This window comes from Acidobacteriota bacterium, assembly GCA_019347945.1.
Taxonomy (GTDB): Bacteria; Acidobacteriota; Thermoanaerobaculia; order Gp7-AA8; family JAHWKK01; genus JAHWKK01.
Map to the genome: position 1 here is coordinate 22,660 of JAHWKK010000026.1, position 21,409 is coordinate 44,068.

The following is a 21,409-nucleotide window of genomic DNA, read 5'->3' on the forward strand; positions in this document are numbered from 1 at the left end:
AGCCCAGCCCGTCAGTTCTGCACAAGATCAGAAGATCTCGCGCAGAAGCCGGCGCAGCGGGTTGTCCTCCATCTCCTCGCGGCGGCGTCGCCAGTCCTCGTCCTCCCGCCACACATCCCAGCTGTCGTAGCTGTGCGCCGGGCAGACCTCGACCGGCTGTGTACCCGCCACGAAGTACTCTTCGCGGCTCTCCGGACACCACGACGTATAGAGAAAGCCCGTCGAAGGATCGACCTCCCGGCTCACGACGTTGTCCGGCCTCGAGAAATCCTCGTCCGCCACGAGATCTCCGACGACCTTCATGTACCGACCCCAGACCGGAGCGGCCGCCGTTCCCCCCGAAAGGCCCATTCCCCGGCCATCGTCGTAACCCACCCAGACCAGCGAGAGGATTCTCGGCGTATAGCCGACGAACCATGCGTCGCGATAGTCGTTCGTCGTGCCGGTCTTGCCGGCGTAAGGGCCTCGGATTCCCATCCGGCGTACCCGGGCTCCCGTCCCTTCATCGATCACATCCTGGAGGATGCCGTTCATGATCCAGGTCACTCCCGCATCCGCGACTCGCTCCATCTCGACCACCCGGTTTTCGAGCACTTCCCCCTCCCGGCTGACGACCGAAAGGATCGTGACCGGTTTCGCCCTGACGCCCTGGTTGGCGAAGACCGAGTAGGCGTAGGCGAGCTCGAGAGGAGTCACCTCGAACGAGCCGAGCGAGATCGAGGGATAAGGCTCGAGCCGGCTCTCGACGCCGATGCGCTCGGCGAGCTTCACCACGTTCCCAACACCGGCGTCGATCGCGGCACGAACCGCCGGAATGTTGTACGACTTCACCAGCGCCTCCCGAACCGACACCGAGCCATGAAACTCGTTGTCGTAGTTCTGCGGCTTCCACTCCGAGGTGCCGGTGCGAACCGTAATCGCCGAGTCCTGGAGGATCGTGGCTGCGGTGAGTGCTTCGCGTCCGCGCGCCGGATCCATCGCGGCGGTGTAGACGAAGGGCTTGAACAGCGAGCCCGGCTGACGCCGAGCCTGGACCGCCCGGTTGAACTCGCTCGCCGAGCTCTCGCGACCCCCGACCAGCGCCTTCACGTATCCCGTGCCCGGCTGGATCGTCACCAGCGCACCTTCCGGCGGCTCGCCGTAGTTTCGGATCCGCGGATAATCCTTTTCGAGCTGATCCAGTCCTTTTTTGAGAGCAGCTTCCGCTTCCCGCTGCATCGCCGCGTCGAGAGTCGTGAAGATCCGGAAGCCCTCGGACGTCAGCTGTGTCCGCGGATAGGTCTCGCGCAACTCCGAAAGCACGAGTCCGACGAATGCCGGGGCCGTCCGTACGCTGCGAGGATAGGGATTGACGACCAGCTCTGCCTTCTTTGCTCGCGCAAGCTGAACCTCGTCGATCTTTCCCACCGCGTACATTCCGTCGAGGATGACGTTTCGGCGCTCGACCGCCCTCTCGGGATGCTTGAGAGGGTTGTAGTAATTCGGCGATCTGATGACACCGGCGATCGTCGCAGCCTCGGGCAGAGTGAGATTGATCGCTCGCTTTCCAAAGAAGGTCTGGCTGGCCTGTTCGACTCCGACCACCTGAACCGCGCCATGCTGACCGAGATAGATCTCGTTCACATACGCCTCGAGAATCTGGGGTTTGGTGTAGCGGGCGTCGAGGATGATCGCCATCACCGCTTCCCACGCCTTCCTCCGGAATGTCCGTTCCGGCGTGAGATAGAGGTTCTTGATCAGCTGCTGCGTGAGGGTCGATCCGCCCGACGCGAGGTTTCTGTTGCGGATATCCGCCCAGGCGGCCCGCGCGATCCCGCGCAGCGAGATCCCCTCATGATCAAAAAACGTACGGTCTTCCGTCGCGACGATGGCGTCGATCAGATGCTGTGGAACCCGCTCGAGAGGAATCGGGATCCGGTCTTCCATCACCTCGTCGAAGATCGACGTGATGAGCTCCGGCTCGAGACGAATCCCCCTGACCTCGCTGTCGGTGTCGGTACGTCGAATCGTCCGGACCGTGTCCCCGGACATTGAAATGCGAACCGGCATCCCGTGGAACTCGACGTCCGGGTAACGGAAATCCTGCAGGAAGATCTCGAGATCGGAGCCGTCGTAACGATATTCGCCCGAGCGATCGACCTCACCGTCGGCGTCGTAGTAACCCAGCGTTCTGAGCTTCCGCTCGAGAAGACTCTTCGGGTATCGCTGGCCTGTCACGATCGGCGTCGAATCCGAGTAGATCCGACTCGGAAGATCCCACATCCGGGCCGAATCGAACTTCGAGGTGACCACGTGATACGTGTAGGCGAAAAATCCGACGACACCCACGAACAGGACAGCGACCATGATCGCAATCGCCGTCGCGTGTTTCCAGAGGAAGCCGGGTATTTTCGATTTCGCCATCATTCTTTCAACAGGCCCTCAGGATGAAAGGTTCCTGCCTATCTGACGCCATTCTCGCGGTCAGGTGTCGGAGAATGGTGACCATCGAGCCTCAATCCGCCAACCGGACGGCACTCAGCGCCAGGGCCGACATCGCCCGGACTCCGAGCTCGAGCCCCGATTCATCGACGAAAAACTTCGGCGAGTGATTGGAAGCTTCGGCGTCCTCGTCCGTTCCGGGAGGCCTCACACCGAGATAGAAGAACACTCCCGGGACCTTCTGCTGATAAAAGGCGAAATCCTCCGCGCCGAGAACGGGTGAAGGGGAGACGATGCTCTGTTCGCCTGCCACCCGGGCCAGCACTTCGCCGGCCATGATCGCCAGCGCTTGATCATTCGACGTCACCGGATAGCCCCGTTCGATCTCGACCTCGGCCTCGGCTCCGGACGCTTCGGCGATCCGCTCGGCGGTCCTCTTCACCCTCCTGTGGAGCTCGGTCCTGTTCTTCGCGTCGAGGGAACGGAGCGTCCCCCACAGCTCGACCTCCGATGGAATGATGTTGTTCCGAATGCCTCCACGAATTCTTCCGATGGTGACCACCGTCGGAGCAGCCAGCGAGTCCAGCTGCCGGGAGGGGATCGTCTGGAGGGCGAGGATGATCTGCGCCGACACCGTGATCGGATCGACACCCTTCCACGGATATGCTCCGTGCGTCTGCTTTCCCTTCACCCGGATTCTGAGAGCATCGTTTGCCGCGAGCATGGGGCCCGGTTTGACCGCGATCGTCCCGGTCTCGAATCGGGAAGTCACATGCAGACCGAAGATCGCGTCGACGTCGGGGTTCTCGAGAACACCTTCGCGGATCATCAGCTCGGCTCCCCCTTCCTCCCCACGAGGCGCCCCTTCCTCGGCAGGCTGAAAGACGAACTTGACGGTACCGGCGAGCTGATCTCTCATTCCGGAGAGAACCGAAGCGACGCCCATCAGGATCGCGGTGTGCGCGTCGTGCCCGCACGCATGCATCACCCCGACCCGCTCCCCCTCGTACTCGGTCACCACCCGTGACGCGAAAGGAAGATCGACTTCCTCGGTGACCGGCAGCGCGTCCATGTCCGCGCGGAGCGCCACGACCTTCCCCGGCCGCGTGCCGGTGAGAGTACCGACCACGCCGGTGTGAGCGATTCCTTCCTTCGTCTCGATGCCGAGACCCCGCAGGTGCTCCGCAACGATCGCCGCCGTTCGCACTTCCCTGTTCGAAAGCTCGGGGTTCTGATGAATGTCGCGCCGCCAGTCGATGACCGAGCTCGCCACGCGTGCGGCTTCCGATGCAATCGTCTCGAGATTCAACTCCACGGTTCTCCTCCTGGCCGTCATCATCCTAATAGAGAAGAGTGAAGAGTGAAGAGTGAAGAGTGAAACAGAGGCAGGCCCGTGAAAAAGTGACAGGGCGCAGAATCAAACCTCCCTGACCGGGAGGGCGAGGCTCCTGCCGAGCCGCCCTGTTGCATTCCACCGAAATGTCACCTGAAACCATTCTGTCTCGGCCAGCCCTCGATTTTCGCCTGAACGAACTTTCTGCCATTTCGTGTGGGGGCGGCTCGGCAGGAGCCTCGCCCTCCCAGTGATGGGGGGAATCGCGCAAGCTCGTGACGGGGCGCGGGCGCCTCGCTCTCTGGCTGGATGAATGCTTCTCTTCACTCTTCACTCTTCACTCTTCACTCTTCACTCTTCACTCTTCGTATACTTTGCCGATGGCACCGCTCCGGTTTTTCAATACGCTGACCCGTACCACCGAAGACTTCGTCCCGCTCCGGGAAGGAAAGGTCGGGATCTACAGCTGCGGCCCGACCGTCTACAGCGAGGTTCACATCGGTAACCTCCGTACCTTTCTCTGGAACGATCTTCTGCGACGGTACCTCGTGTGGAAGGGCTTCGATGTGACGTTCGTCATGAACATCACCGACATCGACGACAAGATCATCCGCGATTCCGCCGCCGCCGGCGAGTCGCTCGAGACATTCACCGAGCGCTACACCGAAGGCTTTTTCCGCAACCTCGACGCTCTCAGAATCCGTCGAGCCGACATTCATCCGAAGGCTACGGATCACATCGATGAGATGGTTGGAATCATCACCAGGCTCGGAGAGAACGGTCATACGTATCAGTCCGAGGGCTCGACCTATTTCGAGATCGCGACATGGAAGGAGTACGGCAGGCTGTCCCGTCTCGACCTCGGGAACGCTTCCTCGCAATCGCGCCTCGACAGCGACGAGTACGACAAGGACGACGCGCGGGATTTCGCACTGTGGAAGGCGAAGAAAGCAGGAGAGCCATCATGGGAGACGCCAATTGGCGCGGGCAGGCCGGGATGGCATATCGAGTGCTCGGCGATGGCGATGAAGTACCTCGGCAGTACGTTCGACATCCATACCGGCGCGGTCGACCTGATCTTTCCGCACCATGAGAACGAGATCGCGCAGAGTGAGGGGGCGACGGGTGTGCCGTTCGTCCGCTACTGGCTCCACGGCGAGCACCTGATCATGCAGGATCAGAAGATGTCGAAATCGCTCGGAAACGTCTACCGACTCTCGGAGCTGCTCGACGAAGGCTACACCCCGCTCCAGGTTCGTCATGCCCTCCTCAGCGTTCCCTACCGGACGCGGCTGAACTTCACGACCAAGTCTCTCGAGGATTCCGCTCAGGCTCTCGAACGGCTCGAGCTCTTCCTGTTGCGCATGGACGAGATCGCCGACGGAAGCTCGGGGGATGACGGGAACGACGATCTCGCCAGACGGCTCCGCGCAGGCTTCGAGGACGCGATGGACGACGACCTCAACACCGCCGCTGCCCTCGGTGCGATCTTCACCATCCTTCGGGAAGTGAACAGTCTCGCGGATCAGGGAAGGCTCGCCGCTTCGGATGCCCGCAGCATTGCCGGGATGCTCCGCTCGATCGACGAGGTTCTCGACCTTCTCCCTCGCCGGGAGGCCCTCGACGACGAGATTCAGGCGCTCGTCGACGCACGGGACCAGGCACGACGAAGCCGGAACTTCGCGGAGTCGGACCGCCTTCGCGACGAGCTCGCTTCACGGGGCATCATTCTCGAAGATACGCCCTCCGGGACGCGGTGGCGGCGCAAGAGCTGAGTCCGGCAAAGGAAGCTGGCGCCCGTCCGAAACGTTGAAGCGAGCATGCGTCGACTTCTCCAACCAGTCGTTCTTTTGATCCTCGCCTCGAGCTGCGCCACGCCGGACGCCGTCGACAAGACGGAACTGGCGCGCCTGGTCGGGCGCGAAGGCGACGTCCGAATCGACGCCCAGATTCTCGGATCGAATCTCAACCTCGGCTCGAACATCGGCATCGTCTGGGAAGTCGAGAATCTCCGACCCGACCCGATCGCCATCGCCGACATCGTCCCCGAAGCTTCCTACGACCCGGACACCGGAGTCGTCTCGATCCTCCTCGGTTCGGAGGTCCCGGGCAACCAGCTACTGCCCAGGCTCGACCAGATTCTCTCCGGGGAAACCAGGACCTTCACCACTTCGGCAAGACTCGGCGTTCGACCGGCCCGGATGGGAGCGGCCGGTTATGTTCGCATCCGGCTCGCCTACCTCGCCAACACCGAGCCGTTCGCCGAGCTGATCGCCCTCGAACAGAAGGCGCTCCGCAACCCCGAGCTCGCCGAGCAGTTCTTCATGCCGTGGGTCGAGAGCATCCGGTTCGTCACGACCAACGAGGTTCCACTTCAGTGGAGCCGTCGTGAAGCGCTTCGCCACAACTGATGCGCGTCCCCGCCCACGACGACCCTGAGACATCAGAAAGAAGCGATCGCTTCCTCTTCGGTGTCGTAGACCTCGAATACCGTGATGAGCTGGGTGACCTGCAGAAGGTCCGAGATCTTGGATGGCAGATGAAGCAGCTTCAGCTTGCCACCTCGATTCGTGACCGAGTGATAGGCGCCGACCAGCTCGCCGATCCCGGACGAATCGAGCGTGGTGACCTTCCCCATATCCAGCAGAATCTTGTTGCTCCCGCTCTCGAGTGCTTCGACGATCGAGCTCTTGAGCTGGGTATCGCCTGAACCGATCGTGATCTTTCCTTCCGGCGCAATCACGTAAACGCCGTCCCGCTCCCTCGTGGCAACCTTCATTGTTCGAAACTCCTTTCGTTCCCGGAACCGCCCGCTTCCGCGGCCTCCAGATCGAGAACCTTCGACATCTCGATCGTCGTGCCACCGGATTCGGCGAACAGGTATCTTACTTCGTCCATGAACGTGTTCATATAGAAGAGACCGCGCCCGCTGGTTTTCAGCAGATTCGCGGGGTCGAGTGGATCCGCGACCTCATCGGGAATGAAGCCCTCCCCCTGATCGGTGATCGTCACCCGGAGCCGTCCGCCGACCATCTCGAAGGTGGCATCCACTCGTTTTGCGAGGTCGAGCCGGTTGCCATGCTTGATGGCGTTCGCCACAGCCTCCCGCACCGCCATACCGATCCAGTGGGCGCCGTCCTCCGTGGCGCCACCGAGCGAGCACATCTGTTCGGCGACCACCTGCACGAGCTCGATGTTCTCGTAGCGGCTGCTGACACTGACTTCGACTCGTTCGACTCCACTCATTGGCGATCGTTTGCGCGCAGATTCTACCGGGGCTTTCGGCCCGAGAGCAATCGACATCTCCTCAGCTCACCGTACTCAGACGCCGCAACTGTGCCAGAGCCCGGCGCGCTGAAGCGGCCGCCTCCGCGTCCGCCGCCCGGCCGGAATAGCGGTCAATCTGCTGGAACCTGACGATGGACCGAAGCATGGGAGAGAGTCCCGAAGCGGAACCTTCCACAAGGGCGAGCACCTCTCCTTCCGTAGCCGAATCCTCGACGTCGACTCCCATCCGGTCCAGCTCGACGAGAGTCTGCTCCCACAGGCTTCCCCGCCGCCGTCGCGACAGCATCAGACCGATCAGAATGGCGACACCGAGTCCCACGACCAGGAACGGAATCCAGCTCCTGATCAGCGCACCGGGGAAGTCCTGCCGGATCGAGCTCAGCCATCCGCGAGCGGTCTCGGCCACGAGCTCGGCGAGGCTCAACTGATCGGAAGCTCCATAGGTCAGGATCCAGCGATCCCAGAAGTACGAGAACGATTCCGCGGCCATCGCCACCAGCGCAAACAGGCTGTTTTGGCCGGCGTTGCCGGGCCGAAGATCCGCCGGTGTCGGATCGAAAGTATTCCATCGTCCGTCCGCTTCGACCTCCACCCAGGCGTGGGCGTTCCTGACCCTGATGATCCAGTACCCGCTCAGCCGGTTCAGATCCCCGCCGTAAAAGCCTCCGACGATCCGGGATGGGATTCCGATACTCTCGAGCAGAACCACCATTCCGGCCGCGAAGTACTCGCAGTGACCTTTCCTCACACGCAACAGAAAGTCGTCGACCGTCATGGTGCCGATCTCGGGCGACGAGGCAGAAAGGTAGGTGAAGGTGTTTGCAAGGTGTCTCTCGATGAGCCGGCTTGCCCGGATCGGGTCTCGCTCGGTGCCGACGATCTCCTCCGCGAGCGCGCGGATGGCCGGAGACTGCGGATAACCGGGATAACCGCTCATGACACCGGCAAGGGGCTGCGTTCGCTCGCTGAGCTCGGCCGTGAATGTCAGGGGGCCTCGATCGAGATCGACGCTCACCGGGACGCCGTCGAACTTCGAGAAGATCACCTCGTCGAGGCCCGAAACCGCCCATGTTCCCGCGGGGAGAAAAATACGACGGTCATTCGATCGCCGCTGCTGCACCTCGATCGACCCCGTTCTTCCCCCGGGGGCGGCCAGAACGTAGCTCCCACGCCGGGCGCGGATCTGATAGGTGTGATTCTTCGAGCTGATCCACCGTCCGTCGAGCCACGTGTCGTAGACGGCCGCTCTCAGACGAATCGGGAGAAACAGAGCATCTTCGCTGCCGGCCCAGACCCGTGCCACCACCTCGGGATCTTCCGAACCGACGCTTCCGTCCTCGAAATCGATGACGTCGCTGATGCCGGTCGACCGTGCCGCGGAAAGGCTCGGAACCCCCCGGACGAACGGATCGCGCAGGCGTGGAAGGAAGGGAAACATCGCCAGGGCGACGAGCATCGTCACGATCGTGAGAATGAGCGCGAGTCGTGTCCGCGGCAACGGGACGATCTCCTCCTCGAGGCTTCCTCTGACCAGCTCGTGGGTCGTTTCACGACTCAGACGCATGAGCTCGCGATAAGTCAGGATCAGGAATCCGATCATGTAGATCATGATGGTGGAGTGGGTCGAGGTCGCCGATACGGTGACGAAGATCAGAAAGGTCACGAACAGCCGCTGTCCCCCGTTCGATCTCCATTCGGATTCGATCGCCTGATAAAGAGCGATGAAAAACAGCAGATGGCTCGACGGCGCAATCAATCCCCGCGAAAACACCAGAACGTCGAACGGAAAAAAGAGCAGATAGAGGACCCCGCTCGCAGCGAGAACCGGAGCGGGTATCCGCACAGGCCTTCCCATCAGAGTGGCGGCCGCCAGGAACAGGAGGGCCAGGTGAAAGCCGGCCACGGAAGCCATCGACACGACATAGGAAAAATAGAACGGCAACGCCGCGAGCGCGGCGAGCGCAAGCTGCTCCAGTCGTGCCGAGTCAGTTCGTTTCATGACGAAGAGAAAACACAGCCGAGCCCGTCGGTCCGGGTGGCAGAGCCCCCTCGGTGCGCCGTTCCACGAGCGCGAGCGCAGTGAAAATGCCGGCCAGGCCGGTATCCGAGGCAAACGTCTGATTTCCGATGTGCAGAACGACGCCCTGTCCCCCCTCGACCGCCTCGGCGATGTAGCCGGTTGCTCCGCTGACGAGGTCCTCGAACTCCGAATCCGAGGCTGCCGTGGTCACCGCATCGAAGATCACATGCAGCCGGTCGCTCGACTCCGCCGAGCCCTGCCACACGACCCATCTTCCGGAACCGGCGGAACGCTTCCAGTGAATGTGGCGGATCGACTCTCCCTCGCGATAGTCGCGCATCGCGAACAGATCCTGTCCTTCCCCGGCACGGCTGGCCACCCTTGTGTCCCCCGTATCGGGCGCCCATCTCCGTGAACGCGAGGATGAGCGCCGGTTCGGGTACACGATCCCGCGCGTATCGATGCGCACCTGTCGTTTCTTCGTGAAAAATCCGAACGGAAACATCGTGTAGATATCGAGCTGCCTGAGCTCCACGCGTCCTCGCCTGCGAAAGATGAAGCGGACGACGACGTCTTCCGTATGGCGCGGAGGCAGCCGATCGATGATCGCAGTTCCATCGAGATCAGGGGACCGGACCACCAGATCGCGGACCTCGATCCATCGCGAGCCGTTTCTCACTCGGACGATCGCGTGCGCCGGCTCCTCCGCCCAGACGTCGCCGAGCTCCTCCACCTCGGGAGAAATCGCCTTGAGTCCGAATCGGGAGACGATCCCCGAAAAAATCAGACAGGAGAGCATCATCGCGAAGACCACGTAGAGAGAATTGTTGCCGGTGTTGAGCGCCGCGAAACCGATGCAGAAAGCAAAAAGGAGGAATCCCGCACCCGCGCGGGTGAGACGGACGACACCGTCGAACTGGAGGGCCCGAGCGCTCACCGCGGTGCAGCGACCGTGGTCAGGATCGTTCGAATCATCCGGTCGGCTTCGCCGTCTCTCGGAGAAAGCACGCTTTCCCCGCGGAGCACGATCCGGTGCGCCAGAACTGGCACCGCCATTTCCTTCACGTCGTCGGGCACAACGTAGTCCCTCTCGCGAACCAGGGCGAGCGCCTGGACCGCGCGATGAAGCGTCAGAGTCCCTCGGGTCGACACACCCAGCCGGACATCCGGATGATGACGAGTTGCCTCGACGATCGAGAGCATGTAGTCCACCACGCCCTCGCTCACGTGAATCCTCGCGGCGTGCTCCTGAAGCTCCCGCAGATCGTTCGAGGACATGACAGGTTCCAGCCTCGCCAGAGCGCGTTGCCCCCCGCCGGAACGAAGGATGTTCTTCTCATCCTCTCGCGAGGGATACCCGATCGTCAGCCGCATCATGAAACGGTCACGCTGAGACTCCGGCAGCGGGTAGGTTCCACTGTGCTCGACCGGGTTCTGCGTGGCGATGACGAGAAACGGATGCGGCAGCTCGATCCTCTCCTGCTCGATCGACACCGTCCCCTCGCTCATCGCTTCGAGCAGGGCGGACTGCGTCTTGGGCGTGGCCCGATTGATCTCGTCTGCCAGGAGAACATTGGTGAAGAGCGGACCCTTCACAAACTCGAATTCCTGCCTGTCCTGGCTGAAGATCGTCACGCCGATGATGTCGGACGGCATCAGATCGGAGGTGAACTGGACCCTCTGGAACTCCGAATCGATCGAACGCGCCAGAGCATGCGCCAGAGTCGTCTTTCCGACTCCGGGTACGTCCTCGAGCAGCAAATGTCCCCTTGCCAGAAGCGCCGCGATCGAAAGCTCGACGACTTCGGGTTTCCCCTGCAGCACCTGCTCGACATTCTCGCGCAGAGCTTCGACCCTTTCGATCGACGAGCGCGGTATGGGTATTGGTTCGCTGGCCATCGCTTTACTCAACGGTCCGGACTCCCGGATGGTTTCGCGGCGAGCATCAGGCCTTCTCGTAGTCCGGACCTCCGCCTCCTTCAGGCGGCACCCACGTGATGACCTGATACGGATCCATGATGTCGCAGGTCTTGCAGTGGTAACAATTGGTGAAGTTCAAGAAAGGTACCTTGCCGCGGCCATCAGCCGTCTCTTTCGGTTCGTAGACGTTCGCCGGACAAAAGTTGAGGCATGGATTTCCATATTCCTCGGTGCACCGCGTGATGCAGACTTCAGTATCCGCGATCAGGAGGTGCGCGGGCTGGTTCTCCTCGTGCTTGACACCACCGTGATACACGTTCGTAACCTTGTCGAATGTGTATTCGTTGTCGTATGGGATTCGGGAGGACGGTCCCGAACCCTCCGGATCGTGATCCCGGATCTTCTTCATCCGGCGATGGCCCGCCTCTCCCTCCAGGCGATTCTTCACGCCGAAGCCGCGGCCTCCGGTCAGGAGCGACAGACCGGCGTTCAGAAGTCCCGCGAGGCGGCCGTGCTCGAAACCCTGATGGAAGTTCCGCTGCTTGTAGAGCTCTTCGTGAGCCCACGATTTTCGAAACAGCGTTTCATAATGTGAGAGCTTCTTCTCGGAGTGGTCACCCGAAAGGATCGCCTCGAAGGCTGCCTCGGCCGCCAGAATCCCCGACTTGATCGCCAGATGAATTCCCTTCAGACGCGCTCCGTTGAGAAACCCCGCCGAGTCGCCCGTGATCAGAAATCCGTCGCCGTACATTCTCGGCATCGAGAAAAAGCCTCCCTCGGGAATCGCCTTGGCTCCGGCCTCGATCATCTTCCCTCCCTCGAGCAGTCGCTTCACCGAGGGATGAAGCTTGAATCGCTGAAATTCATTGTGCGGATCGAGGGAAGGATCGAAGTAGTCCAGGCCGACGACGAAACCGACGTCGATGACGTCGCCCTTCATCCCGTAAATGAATCCGCCGCCGAATGTGCGGGAATCGAGCGGCCAGCCGAGCGTATGGATGACGTCGCCCGGCGCCATCCTTCCTTCGGGAACTTTCCACAGCTCCTTCAAGCCGAGGGCGAACACGGGTGGGTTCTTTTCCGAATAGAGGTCCTTTTCGATCGCCAACTGTTTGGTCAGGGTTCCGCGTGGTCCTTCCGCGATGATCGTGACCTTCGCCCTGATGTCGACGCCCGGCTCGAAATTGCCCTTCGGCTGGCCGAGCTTGTCGACGCCCTTGTCCGCGGTTCTCACTCCCACGACTCGTCCGTCCTCGAGGAGCACCTGCGCCGCAGGGAACTCGGGGAAGATCTCGACCCCGGCGCCGGAGGCCTGCGCCGCCATCCAACGGGTGAAGGCGGCGAGAGAGATCACGTACTTTCCCTCATTCCTGAGCGGAGGCGGGAGGATCGGCGCTTTGAACGATCTCTTCTCCGTCAGGTACAGGAACTCGTCATCCGCGACCTCGGCTTCGACCGGCGCGCCCCGTTCCATCCAGTCGGGGATCAGCTCGGTGATTCCACGCGGATCCATGACGGCGCCCGAGATCCCGTGCGAGCCTACCTCGCGCCCCTTCTCGAGCACGGCAATCATCGTTTCCCCGAGATCACCGCCGCCGTCCCCATGGTCACGAATCAGCTTCGCCAGGTGGATCGCGGCAGCCAGCCCCGCGGGCCCGCCCCCTACGATGACGACGTCGACCTCGAGGTCTTCCCTTTCGATGTTCTGAAGCACGACCATCAACCCGGACTCTCCTCTCCCCGCGCGGGACGGGGATTCTATCGCACCCTTCATTTCACATACCGTCCGTCCGACTTTCGAACGAGCGTATGCTTCCACTACGCCTGGGCGACGGGCCCTGTCGGCCTAACCCCGGGCGCCGTTGAGTGTTATCGTGTGCACAGCCAGGGCAGCCGAATTGCTCTTGAATGGACCGGAACATCACCGAATGCAAACTCTCCTCATCGTCGAAGACAACCCTGTCGTTGCAGAAGGCCTGTCGCTGCTGCTTTCGCAGACCTCCCGGCGCGTGATCGCGGCGCCCGACATCGCTTCGGCCGGACTGCTCCTCGACCACATGCACGTCGATGCGGTCCTCAGCGACATCCGGCTGAGCAGCGACTTCCGGTTCGAAGGCCTCGAATTCATCGATGAGATCCGGAAAAAGGCGCCGAACGCCCGGATCGTCCTGATGACGGGCTCCCACATCAACGCGCTCGAGGAAGCCGCAATCACCCGCGGAGCTCACGGGCTGCTTCGAAAGCCTTTCAGTCTGGACGCGGTTCTCGCCCTCCTCGAGGATCCCGGGCCGATCACCGCGAATGTCGCGGCGATGATTCTCCCGACGATCGACGACATGATCTCCCGCAAGTCGATCCGGATGGCGTTTCAGCCGATCGTCCGATTCGAGGATCATTCGGTCATCGGTTATGAAGCCCTGGCCCGGCCGAACGTGGAGATCCTCTACGACCGTCCCGACGTGACGTTCCGCTATGCGTCGCTGATCAACCGGACGTCCGATCTGGAGATTCACTGCATCGAAGCCGCGATCGATCACTGGAGCAGAACGACCGGCGCGCCGAGTCTCTTCATGAACGTCCATCCGTCTTCACTCGCCTCTGCCGGTTTCTCTCGTCGCGTTCTGAGGCTCGTGGAACGAGCCGCTGTCGATCCAGGCAACCTCACCCTCGAGATCACCGAACAGGGCCCCCTCGACTTCAAGGCCTCGCTCGCGAACATCGAGGATTTCCGAGCTGCCGGGATCCTGCTCGCGCTCGACGACGTCGGAGTCGCTTTCTCGCACCTCCCTTATCTCGAGCAGATCCGCCCCGCCTGGATGAAGATCAGTCAGGTGTTCGGTTCCAACTTCGAACAAAGCGACACGCGGCGCCAGATCGTCCGCAACATCTCGGCTCTCGCGGACGGAATCGGCTGCGATCTGATTCTCGAGGGGATCGAAACCACCGAAACGCTCGACGCCGCCCGCGAAGAGAACATTCGATACGGCCAGGGTTATCTTCTGGGCCGGCCCCTCCTGGCCGAGACGATCGTGCCCAATGTGCTGGCACGTGATTCTCATTGAGTTATTTGGCTATGCGGGAGAAGTGTACCCAGGCGGGACCCGTCCTCGTAGTCGACGACGATCCTCACATCCGGCAATTGATCGCGGTGGTTCTCCGCCGGGCGGGAATCGAAGCCGAAACCGCTCCTGACGGCGCCGAGGCCCTCGAGCGGCTTCGCCACAAGGATTACTCGGTCATTCTGCTCGATCTGATGATGCCCCTGGTCGACGGGTTCGAGGTCATCGATCAGATCGCTTCCTGGGACGAAGATACGTACAGGCCGATGGTTCTGGTGATGTCCGCAAACATCGAAGGTTCCGCAGCAAGAATGAATCACCGCGTCGTTTCAGGCTTCGTCGAAAAGCCGTTCGACATTACATTCCTCACTTCGGTCGTTCGCAATGCAATCGAGCGGCTGGTCGGCGGATCCGGCCCGGCGCGCATCCTTCCATTCCCCGCCTGACGATCAGACGTGCCGGTGCTCCACCATGATGCACCGGTCCTGCACGACCTTGATTCCCGCCTCGGCCAGCGCCTTCGCCGCTCCGTCATTCCGAATCCCAAGCTGAAACCAGACGTATTTCGGCTTCACGCGAATGATGTCGTCGACATGCTGCGGGATGTCCTCCGACTTGCGGAAAACATTGACCATGTCGATCGGACCATCGATCGACGGCAGCGACCGATGGACCGGCTTACCGAGTATTTCCTCGACCTCCGGGTAGTAAACCGGTACGGGGATCACATCGTAGCCGACACTCGCCATGTACTTCGGTACGTAATGAGCCGGCTGGTTTGATTTGCTGGAGGGCTTGATTCCGAGAACTGCGATCGTTTTCGTATCTCGGAGCATTTCGGCAATGGACTCGTCGTCATCGATCAGGTTCGAGCTCGCGTCGGTCATGGACCGGTCCCTTTGCGAACGGCAGACCAGGAGGAAGAGTGAGGAGTGAGGAGTGAAGAGTGAAGAGTGAAGAGTGAAGAGTGAAGAGTGAAAGAGAAGAGTGAAGAGTGAAAGAAGGGCCGGGGCGGGTCGTGAATTGACGTGATGCCCTTTCCGCGTCAAATCAGTCACGAGCCCCCAACCAGATCCTTCGCCGTCCTTCGGCGGCTCAGGATGACGAGGAGGTGGGTTTCGCGAGAGCAAACATTCGTTCATGACCGTCGCTTCGCGCGAACAGAGCATTCGTCATTCTGAGCCCGGCGCAGCGCTGGCGAAGAATCCGGGCGGTGGCTCGTGGTCAAGGGTGAGAGTTTGGAGATGTTACCTTCGCGGCGTCTCTTCTTCACTCTTCACTCTTCACTCTTCACTCTTCTCTTTCACTCTTCACCCTTCACTCTTCACTCTTCTTTCAGCTCATCGCTGTTGCCAGGGGAACGAACTCCTTCTTCTGGCTGTCGGCGACTGCCTTGTAGGTCAGCTTGCCGTTCCACGTATTCACCCCGTCGGCGAGACCGGTGTGCTGCCGCACCGCGTCCTCCACACCTTCGGCGAGCATTCTGAGATATGGAAGCGTGGCGTTCGTGAGGGCGATGGTGGAAGTCCGCGGAACCGCACCCGGCATGTTCGCGACGCAGTAGTGGACCACTCCGTCCACGTCGTAGGTCGGTTTCGAATGTGTCGTCGCTTTGGTCGTTTCGAAGCATCCGCCCTGATCGACCGCGACGTCGACGGCGACTGCCCCTTTTTTCATTCGGGAGATCATCTCTCGGGTCACGAGCTTCGGCGCCGATGCCCCGGGGATCAGGACAGCACCCACGAGCAGGTCAGCGTGCTCGCAGGCGCGCTCGATATGGAGCGTATTCGAAGCCAGAGTCATGATCTGACCGTGAAAGACATCGTCGAGATAACGGAGCCGGTCGATGTTCGTGTCGAGGATCGTCACTCGCGCACCCAGACCGAGCGCCATCTTCGCCGCGTTGATCCCGACGATCCCTCCACCGATGATCACCACGTCCCCCGGGAGGACTCCCGGCACACCACCGAGGAGTACTCCGCGGCCGCCGTTCGGCTTCTGGAGGTAGTACGCCCCGACCTGAACCGACATCCGGCCGGCAACCTCGGACATCGGAGCCAGCAGCGGGAGCGAGCCCCCGCGTCCGGTGATCGTTTCGTATGCGATCCCGGCGATCTTCCGCTCGAGTAGTACGTCGGTCAGCTCCGGGATCGGTGCGAGATGGAGATAGGTAAAGAGATACTGACCGGGCCGCATCCGTGGATACTCTTCCGCGATCGGCTCCTTGACCTTGACCACGAGATCGGCAGCGCCCCACACCGCATCGGCATCGGGCAGCATCTCGGCGCCGGCCGCGACGTACTCCTCGTCGGCGAAACCGCTCGAATCCCCTCCACCCTTCTCGACATAAACCGTGTGGCCCGCGTCGACCACCTCCCGCACTCCGGAGGGGACCATGCCAATCCGCGACTCGTTGTCCTTGACTTCCTTCGGCACACCGATCTTCATTTCAATCTCTCCTGAACGGATGACTAACGATCCGAACCGAGATTGTATGCCTCAGCGGCGAAGGTTTTGCGAATCAGCCTCGATGGGAGGTCGAGCGGCGACGCGATGGTGGCGCGGCCCCGTCCGGTTCTCCGGTACCTTCGAAGAGCTCGGGGGCGAGCTCCTGCAGCGATCGGAAGCCATCGACCGCTCCGGCTCCGAACACCGCGTCGGGTCCCGGATCGCCCAGATCATCGGCGGCCGCGCGAACGATCCCGACCAGAGTTTCGGCGTCGACCCACGGCTTGATCCCCTTCATGAGAGCAAAGACTCCGGCTACGTGGGGCGTCGCCATCGACGTCCCCTGCAGCGCGGCGTATCCGACGACGTTGGTTTCCTTCATCGTCACCGGGCCCAGACCGTGCCGCAGCATGCTCTCACCAGACTCGCGGGAGATCCCGATCGTCGGAATCCAGTTCCCCGGCTGTCCCAGGGTTCCGATGATCACTCCTCCATTTTCCTGCCCGGCCACCGTGTGATTGAAGATCAGCGCCCCGATCGCGCCGGCAGCCTGCGCATTCGCGGACTTCTCCGCAAATGTGCTTCCTCCACGCCGGATCAGCGCGATGTTCCCTTTCACCGTTGCGGGAAACTCTCCCCTGTTCCCCAGCCCGCAATCGACGAGAGAGCCCACAACGGGAGTTCTGGGAGAGAACGCCATCCAGTGGCCGAAGTGGCCCGCTCCGGAAGCTTCGGTGATCAGAAGGCGAGTTTCCGAGTACGACGAATCGACGCCCACACCCGGGGCGGAAAGATCGAGATCCGCCGCACGCTGCGAGAATCCGGCGAGCGAGTCCTCTCGAGTCAGCGCCGCAACGCTCACGACCGACCGGTACGCCGCCGGATAGTCCAGCGTCGTATGAAGCGGCCAGGCATTCCCCGCCGCAGCGACAGCCACGACTCCCGACCGTCGGGCTTTCTCGAAGACCTCGTTCTCGAATTTAGAATGTTCTCCGCCTCCGAGTGAGAGGTTGATCACATCCAGATCGTTATCGACCGCCCACTCGACCGCGCGGATGATGTTGAGCGAGCTTCCCGAGCCGGACGAATCGAGAACCTTCAGCCCATAGAGCTCGGCTTCGGGCGCGACGCCGACTACACCGGCGAGGTCGTCCGCCGCTCCGATCGTCCCCGCCACATGAGTACCGTGGCCCCGGTCATCCATCGGGTCGTCGTCCCCGTTCACGAAATCCTTGCCACCGCGATATGCGTGAGCCAGATCCGGGTGCGTGTAGTCGATCCCCGTATCGATGACTCCGACCCGTACCCGTTTCCCCCGGCCGTAGTGCCAGACCTCGGGGGCGCGAACGCGGAGAATTCCCCATGGCGTCTCCTGCGATCCGGCGAGAGTCGAGGGGGGCGCGCTGTCGAGCTCGAGAGCTCGGCGCTCGTAGACCGGCTCGACGTAGCGGACCAGCGAGCTCTTCCGGAGCTCGCTCGCCTCGCTCTCGGTCAGCTCTGCAGCGAATCCATCGACGACCTCGATGCGGGCGATGACGCGATCTCTGATTCCCTCGAGCTCGGGAGCTCTGCGATCCGGATCGATCAGCGTGATCGCCGGAGGAGCGAACAGCTCCGCCGCCGGAACCGTCGTTGCGACCAGCCACTGCCTGCGCTGCGGTTCATCGGCGAACAGCGTGACGCCGGTACCGAGCACCAGCGCGAGGGCGAGCATACGCTTCATGAATGGCCTCCCGATTTCAACTTGGGTGATCTTCGACTCTGGACATTCCGAAAAAGGATGGTCAGGCCGCTCGAAATTCCAATCCGGACATCCCCGCGATTTCCGGGTCATCCGCCGATCCGGGACATTTCGATCCGATCGGCGCCCCCCGTAGCCTCGCCGCGGAGCTCCGAGTAGCGGTCGCTCCTCACGGTCCAGATCGCGCCGATCCGCTCCGAGATCCCGGCGTCATCGAGCCCGCTTCTCACGAGCGTGCGAAGGTCGTGACCTTCCGAGGCGAAGAGGCAGGTGTAGAGCCTGCCATCCGCCGAGATCCTCGCTCGAACACAGTCGCTGCAGAACGGTTTCGAGACGGAAGAGACGAAGCCGATCGTTCCTCCGCCATCACGAAATTTCCAGCTCCTCGCCACTCCATCCGAGTCGGCGACCGGCTCGATCGGAAACGCTGCATTGATCATCCGGACGAGCTCCGCGGTCGGGACGACCTCCTCGAGACGCCACCGGTTGGTGGTCCCGACGTCCATGTACTCGATGAAGCGGAGAACGACGCCATTCTCCCTGGCGAACCGGACGAGGTCCATGATCTCGCCGTCGTTGATCCCACGCCGGATGACCGAGTTGATCTTGATCGGTCCCAGTCCGGCATTCCGCGCCGCACCGATCCCTTCGAGAACGCGTTCAATCGACGTCGACGAATCGGTGAGTTTACGGAAGGTGTGCGGGTCGAGCGAGTCGAGGCTCACCGTGACCCTCTTCAATCCGGCGCGGGCGAGCGGCGGAGCGAGCTCGGCGAGCCGTGTCCCATTCGTGGTGAGGCTCAGGTCTTCGACTCCACGAATCGCCGCGAGCATCTCCACGAGCACCGGAAGGTCCTTCCGGAGGAGCGGCTCGCCGCCGGTCAACCGAAGCTTCCGGACGCCGAGGCGGACGAAGATGCGAGCGAGTCGCGCGATCTCTTCGAAATCGAGGATCTCGGAACGTTTCAGGTACTCGAAATTCTCGAAGGCCTCCCTCGGCATGCAGTAGCTGCATCGAAAATTGCAACGGTCCGTGACCGAGATCCTGAGATCACGGACTGGACGACCCAGGCGGTCCTCGGTTCGCATCAAGGTTCTGAACGAGCGGGGTGGACCCAAAGTTCCCCGAGCGTGAGGACTCACCGCGAGCATGATGGAATCGCCATTCCGTGAGGAGCGCAAATACGGAGGAACCCCATGACTCGAACCATCAAACCTTCCATTCTCATCCTGGCGATCACGATGCTGGCGGGATGCGGCTCACTCATTCGCTCGGACGACGCCACGCTCTACGAGGCCACTCGCTCCGAGGCGACTCGCGACTGGAGAGTCGTGAATCTCGTGAGTCCGGGCGCCGATCCTCATTCCTTCTCGCGACCCGATCAGGTCTCCGTGGATCATCTGACGCTCGAACTCGACGTCGACTTTGCGCGGGAGGTCCTCAGCGGCACGGCTACGCTGTCGATTGCGAACCACACCGGAGCAGATCGTCTCATTCTCGACACCCGCGATCTGACGATCCGTGACGTCACCTGGGGCGATGGCCGCGACGCTCGCTGGTTCCTCACCCAGCCGACCGAATTGCTCGGGCGAGCGCTCGTGATCGAGCTGGTCCCCGGCGTCGAGAAAGTCGTGATCGATTACGAGACGTCCCCCAAGGCCGCTGCGGTGCAGTGGCTCGGCCCCGAACAGACCGCGAGCGGCAAGCCGTTTCTCTTCACACAGAGCCAGGCGATTCTCGCCAGGACCTGGGTCCCCATTCAGGACACTCCGGGTGTGCGGTTCACCTACGATGCGACTGTCCGCGTCCCGCAGGGGATGCTGGCGCTGATGAGCGCGGAGAATCCGACCTCGATCAACGGCACGGGGGTGTACAGCTTCCGGATGCCGCAGCCGATCCCGTCCTATCTTCTGGCTCTGGCAGCCGGTGATCTCCGGTTCCGTTCGCTCGGCCCGCGCTCGGGCGTATATGCGGAGCCGAGCGTGGTCGAAGCAGCAGCCTCCGAGTTTTCCGACACCCCGAAGATGATCACGGCCGCCGAGGAGATGTACGGACCGTACCGGTGGGGTCGGTACGACATTCTCGTCCTCCCCGCCAGCTTCCCCTTCGGAGGGATGGAGAATCCGCGCCTGACGTTCGCGACGCCCACGATCATCGCGGGAGACCGCTCGCTGGTATCGCTGGTCGCTCACGAGCTCGCCCATTCCTGGTCCGGCAATCTCGTCACCAACGCGACATGGAACGACTTCTGGCTCAACGAAGGCTTCACCAACTATTTCACCGAACGGATCATGGAGGAGCTTTACGGACGCGACTATTCGGAGATGCTCGCCGTCCTCGATCTTCAGGATCTCCGCGAGGAGATCGACGATCTCGGGCCGACCTCCGCCGACACACACCTCTATCTCGATCTGGCAGGCCGCGATCCGGACGAAGGAATGACGAACGTTGCATACGTCAAGGGACATTTCTTCCTTCGGTGGCTCGAGCAGCAGTTCGGCAGGGAGAGGTTCGACCGCTTCCTCCGCGAGTGGTTCGACGAGAACGCGTTCGAGTCGAGAACGACCGCCGAGTTCGTCGAGTTTCTCGACGATCGACTTCTGTCTGGTTCGGAGATCGATGTGACGGACGTCCAGCGATGGATCTACAGTCCTGCTCTGCCGTCGTCGCTCCGCGAGCCGCAATCCGACCGTTTCTCGGAAGTCGAAAGGGAGATCGATCGGTTCATGACCGGCACGCCGGCAACGCAGCTCGAAGTCGATGGCTGGTCGACACATGAATGGCTGCATTTCATCCGAAATCTCCCGACGCTCGATGAATCGCAGATGGCGCGGCTCGACGCGGCCTTCAATCTCTCGGAGACCGGGAACAGCGAGATCAAGTTCGCCTGGCTGACCGCGGCAATCCGGGCGGATTACGACCCGGCCTACCCGGTCCTCGAACAATTCCTCACCGAGATGGGACGGCGCAAGTTCGTCCTTCCTCTGTTCGAGGATCTCGCAAAAACCGAGAAGGGGATGATCATCGCCCGGAGGATCTACTCGAAGACCCGCCCGATGTACCACACGATCACCCGCGATTCCGTCGACGAGGCGCTGGGCTGGAACGAGTGGAGAGAAGAGTGAAGAGTGAAAAGTGAAGAGTGAAGAGTGAAGAGTGAAAGGAGAGACGCCGCGAAG

General features: G+C 61.8%; 17 protein-coding genes. 5 read left to right on the forward strand and 12 right to left on the reverse strand.

The features are described from left to right. Positions 1-27: 27 nt before the first annotated feature. On the reverse strand, positions 28-2,403 hold the full coding sequence (locus KY459_14195; protein MBW3565859.1) for a PBP1A family penicillin-binding protein: 2,376 nt from the start codon (positions 2,401-2,403) through the stop codon (positions 28-30). A gap of 91 nt (positions 2,404-2,494) precedes the next feature. Further along, a complete protein-coding gene (locus tag KY459_14200; protein ID MBW3565860.1) occupies positions 2,495-3,760 on the reverse strand; it encodes an amidohydrolase in 1,266 nt (421 codons plus the stop codon). Positions 3,761-4,134: 374 nt separating this feature from the next. On the opposite strand from KY459_14200, the gene cysS reads away from it, so the two are divergent. Together cysS and KY459_14210 are read left to right on the forward strand one after the other, a co-directional pair. Beyond that, positions 4,135-5,529 carry a cysteine--tRNA ligase gene (cysS, locus tag KY459_14205; GenBank protein ID MBW3565861.1) on the forward strand — a complete coding sequence of 465 codons (1,395 nt, stop codon included), beginning with the start codon at positions 4,135-4,137 and terminating at the stop codon, positions 5,527-5,529. 45 nt (positions 5,530-5,574) lie between these two features. Further along, entirely contained in the window at positions 5,575-6,165 is a 591-nt protein-coding gene (locus KY459_14210) for a hypothetical protein (GenBank protein MBW3565862.1), read from the forward strand. Positions 6,166-6,197: 32 nt separating this feature from the next. Here KY459_14210 and KY459_14215 read toward each other — a convergent pair whose 3' ends face one another. The 6 genes from KY459_14215 to KY459_14240 form a co-directional block, all read right to left on the reverse strand. Next, entirely contained in the window at positions 6,198-6,533 is a 336-nt protein-coding gene (locus KY459_14215) for an STAS domain-containing protein (protein ID MBW3565863.1), read from the reverse strand. Beyond that, on the reverse strand, positions 6,530-7,000 hold the full coding sequence (locus KY459_14220) for an ATP-binding protein (GenBank protein ID MBW3565864.1): 471 nt from the start codon (positions 6,998-7,000) through the stop codon (positions 6,530-6,532). Before KY459_14220 ends, KY459_14215 begins: the two co-directional genes overlap by 4 nt. A 61-nt stretch (positions 7,001-7,061) precedes the next feature. Then, positions 7,062-9,041, reverse strand: a complete 1,980-nt coding sequence (locus tag KY459_14225) for a DUF3488 and transglutaminase-like domain-containing protein (protein ID MBW3565865.1) — start codon at positions 9,039-9,041, stop codon at positions 7,062-7,064. After that, complete coding sequence (locus KY459_14230; GenBank protein ID MBW3565866.1) at positions 9,028-9,999, reverse strand: DUF58 domain-containing protein; 972 nt, start codon at positions 9,997-9,999, stop codon at positions 9,028-9,030. The genes KY459_14225 and KY459_14230 overlap by 14 nt, the downstream gene beginning before the upstream one ends. After that, a complete protein-coding gene (locus KY459_14235; GenBank protein MBW3565867.1) occupies positions 9,996-10,961 on the reverse strand; it encodes a MoxR family ATPase in 966 nt (321 codons plus the stop codon). Before KY459_14235 ends, KY459_14230 begins: the two co-directional genes overlap by 4 nt. A 46-nt stretch (positions 10,962-11,007) precedes the next feature. Then, the gene (locus KY459_14240) at positions 11,008-12,702 is read right to left on the reverse strand and encodes an electron transfer flavoprotein-ubiquinone oxidoreductase (GenBank protein ID MBW3565868.1); all 1,695 of its coding nucleotides are present in this window, start codon (positions 12,700-12,702) and stop codon (positions 11,008-11,010) included. 208 nt (positions 12,703-12,910) lie between these two features. On the opposite strand from KY459_14240, the gene KY459_14245 reads away from it, so the two are divergent. Together KY459_14245 and KY459_14250 are read left to right on the forward strand one after the other, a co-directional pair. Further along, on the forward strand, positions 12,911-14,044 hold the full coding sequence (locus tag KY459_14245) for an EAL domain-containing response regulator (protein ID MBW3565869.1): 1,134 nt from the start codon (positions 12,911-12,913) through the stop codon (positions 14,042-14,044). 11 nt (positions 14,045-14,055) lie between these two features. Then, complete coding sequence (locus KY459_14250) at positions 14,056-14,487, forward strand: response regulator (GenBank protein ID MBW3565870.1); 432 nt, start codon at positions 14,056-14,058, stop codon at positions 14,485-14,487. Between the two features lie 3 nt (positions 14,488-14,490). Here KY459_14250 and KY459_14255 read toward each other — a convergent pair whose 3' ends face one another. The 4 genes from KY459_14255 to moaA form a co-directional block, all read right to left on the reverse strand. Further along, positions 14,491-14,928, reverse strand: a complete 438-nt coding sequence (locus tag KY459_14255; protein MBW3565871.1) for a CoA-binding protein — start codon at positions 14,926-14,928, stop codon at positions 14,491-14,493. Between the two features lie 448 nt (positions 14,929-15,376). Next, positions 15,377-16,489: an alanine dehydrogenase gene (gene ald, locus KY459_14260; GenBank protein MBW3565872.1), complete on the reverse strand. Its 1,113-nt coding sequence runs from the start codon at positions 16,487-16,489 to the stop codon at positions 15,377-15,379. A gap of 73 nt (positions 16,490-16,562) precedes the next feature. Then, complete coding sequence (locus tag KY459_14265) at positions 16,563-18,212, reverse strand: S8 family serine peptidase (protein ID MBW3565873.1); 1,650 nt, start codon at positions 18,210-18,212, stop codon at positions 16,563-16,565. A 107-nt stretch (positions 18,213-18,319) separates the two neighbouring features. Beyond that, positions 18,320-19,318 carry a GTP 3',8-cyclase MoaA gene (moaA, locus tag KY459_14270; protein ID MBW3565874.1) on the reverse strand — a complete coding sequence of 333 codons (999 nt, stop codon included), beginning with the start codon at positions 19,316-19,318 and terminating at the stop codon, positions 18,320-18,322. A 153-nt stretch (positions 19,319-19,471) separates the two neighbouring features. Here moaA and KY459_14275 point away from each other — a divergent pair, with 153 nt between their 5' ends. Continuing rightward, entirely contained in the window at positions 19,472-21,355 is a 1,884-nt protein-coding gene (locus tag KY459_14275) for a M1 family metallopeptidase (GenBank protein ID MBW3565875.1), read from the forward strand. Positions 21,356-21,409 lie beyond the last annotated feature (54 nt).

Bases quoted from the DNA above. Each gene is read 5' to 3' on its own strand.
- KY459_14240 (MBW3565868.1), bottom strand. From the start codon at position 12,702: ATGGTCGTGCTTCAGAACATCGAAAGGGAAGACCTCGAGGTCGACGTC.
- KY459_14245 (MBW3565869.1), top strand. From the start codon at position 12,911: ATGCAAACTCTCCTCATCGTCGAAGACAACCCTGTCGTTGCAGAAGGC.
- KY459_14215 (MBW3565863.1), bottom strand. From the start codon at position 6,533: ATGAAGGTTGCCACGAGGGAGCGGGACGGCGTTTACGTGATTGCGCCG.
- KY459_14220 (MBW3565864.1), bottom strand. From the start codon at position 7,000: ATGAGTGGAGTCGAACGAGTCGAAGTCAGTGTCAGCAGCCGCTACGAG.
- KY459_14265 (MBW3565873.1), bottom strand. From the start codon at position 18,212: ATGAAGCGTATGCTCGCCCTCGCGCTGGTGCTCGGTACCGGCGTCACG.
- KY459_14210 (MBW3565862.1), top strand. From the start codon at position 5,575: ATGCGTCGACTTCTCCAACCAGTCGTTCTTTTGATCCTCGCCTCGAGC.
- KY459_14200 (MBW3565860.1), bottom strand. From the start codon at position 3,760: ATGATGACGGCCAGGAGGAGAACCGTGGAGTTGAATCTCGAGACGATT.
- KY459_14250 (MBW3565870.1), top strand. From the start codon at position 14,056: ATGCGGGAGAAGTGTACCCAGGCGGGACCCGTCCTCGTAGTCGACGAC.
- KY459_14235 (MBW3565867.1), bottom strand. From the start codon at position 10,961: ATGGCCAGCGAACCAATACCCATACCGCGCTCGTCGATCGAAAGGGTC.
- KY459_14225 (MBW3565865.1), bottom strand. From the start codon at position 9,041: ATGAAACGAACTGACTCGGCACGACTGGAGCAGCTTGCGCTCGCCGCG.
- KY459_14195 (MBW3565859.1), bottom strand. From the start codon at position 2,403: ATGGCGAAATCGAAAATACCCGGCTTCCTCTGGAAACACGCGACGGCG.
- moaA (MBW3565874.1), bottom strand. From the start codon at position 19,318: ATGCGAACCGAGGACCGCCTGGGTCGTCCAGTCCGTGATCTCAGGATC.
- KY459_14255 (MBW3565871.1), bottom strand. From the start codon at position 14,928: ATGACCGACGCGAGCTCGAACCTGATCGATGACGACGAGTCCATTGCC.
- cysS (MBW3565861.1), top strand. From the start codon at position 4,135: ATGGCACCGCTCCGGTTTTTCAATACGCTGACCCGTACCACCGAAGAC.
- ald (MBW3565872.1), bottom strand. From the start codon at position 16,489: ATGAAGATCGGTGTGCCGAAGGAAGTCAAGGACAACGAGTCGCGGATT.
- KY459_14275 (MBW3565875.1), top strand. From the start codon at position 19,472: ATGCTGGCGGGATGCGGCTCACTCATTCGCTCGGACGACGCCACGCTC.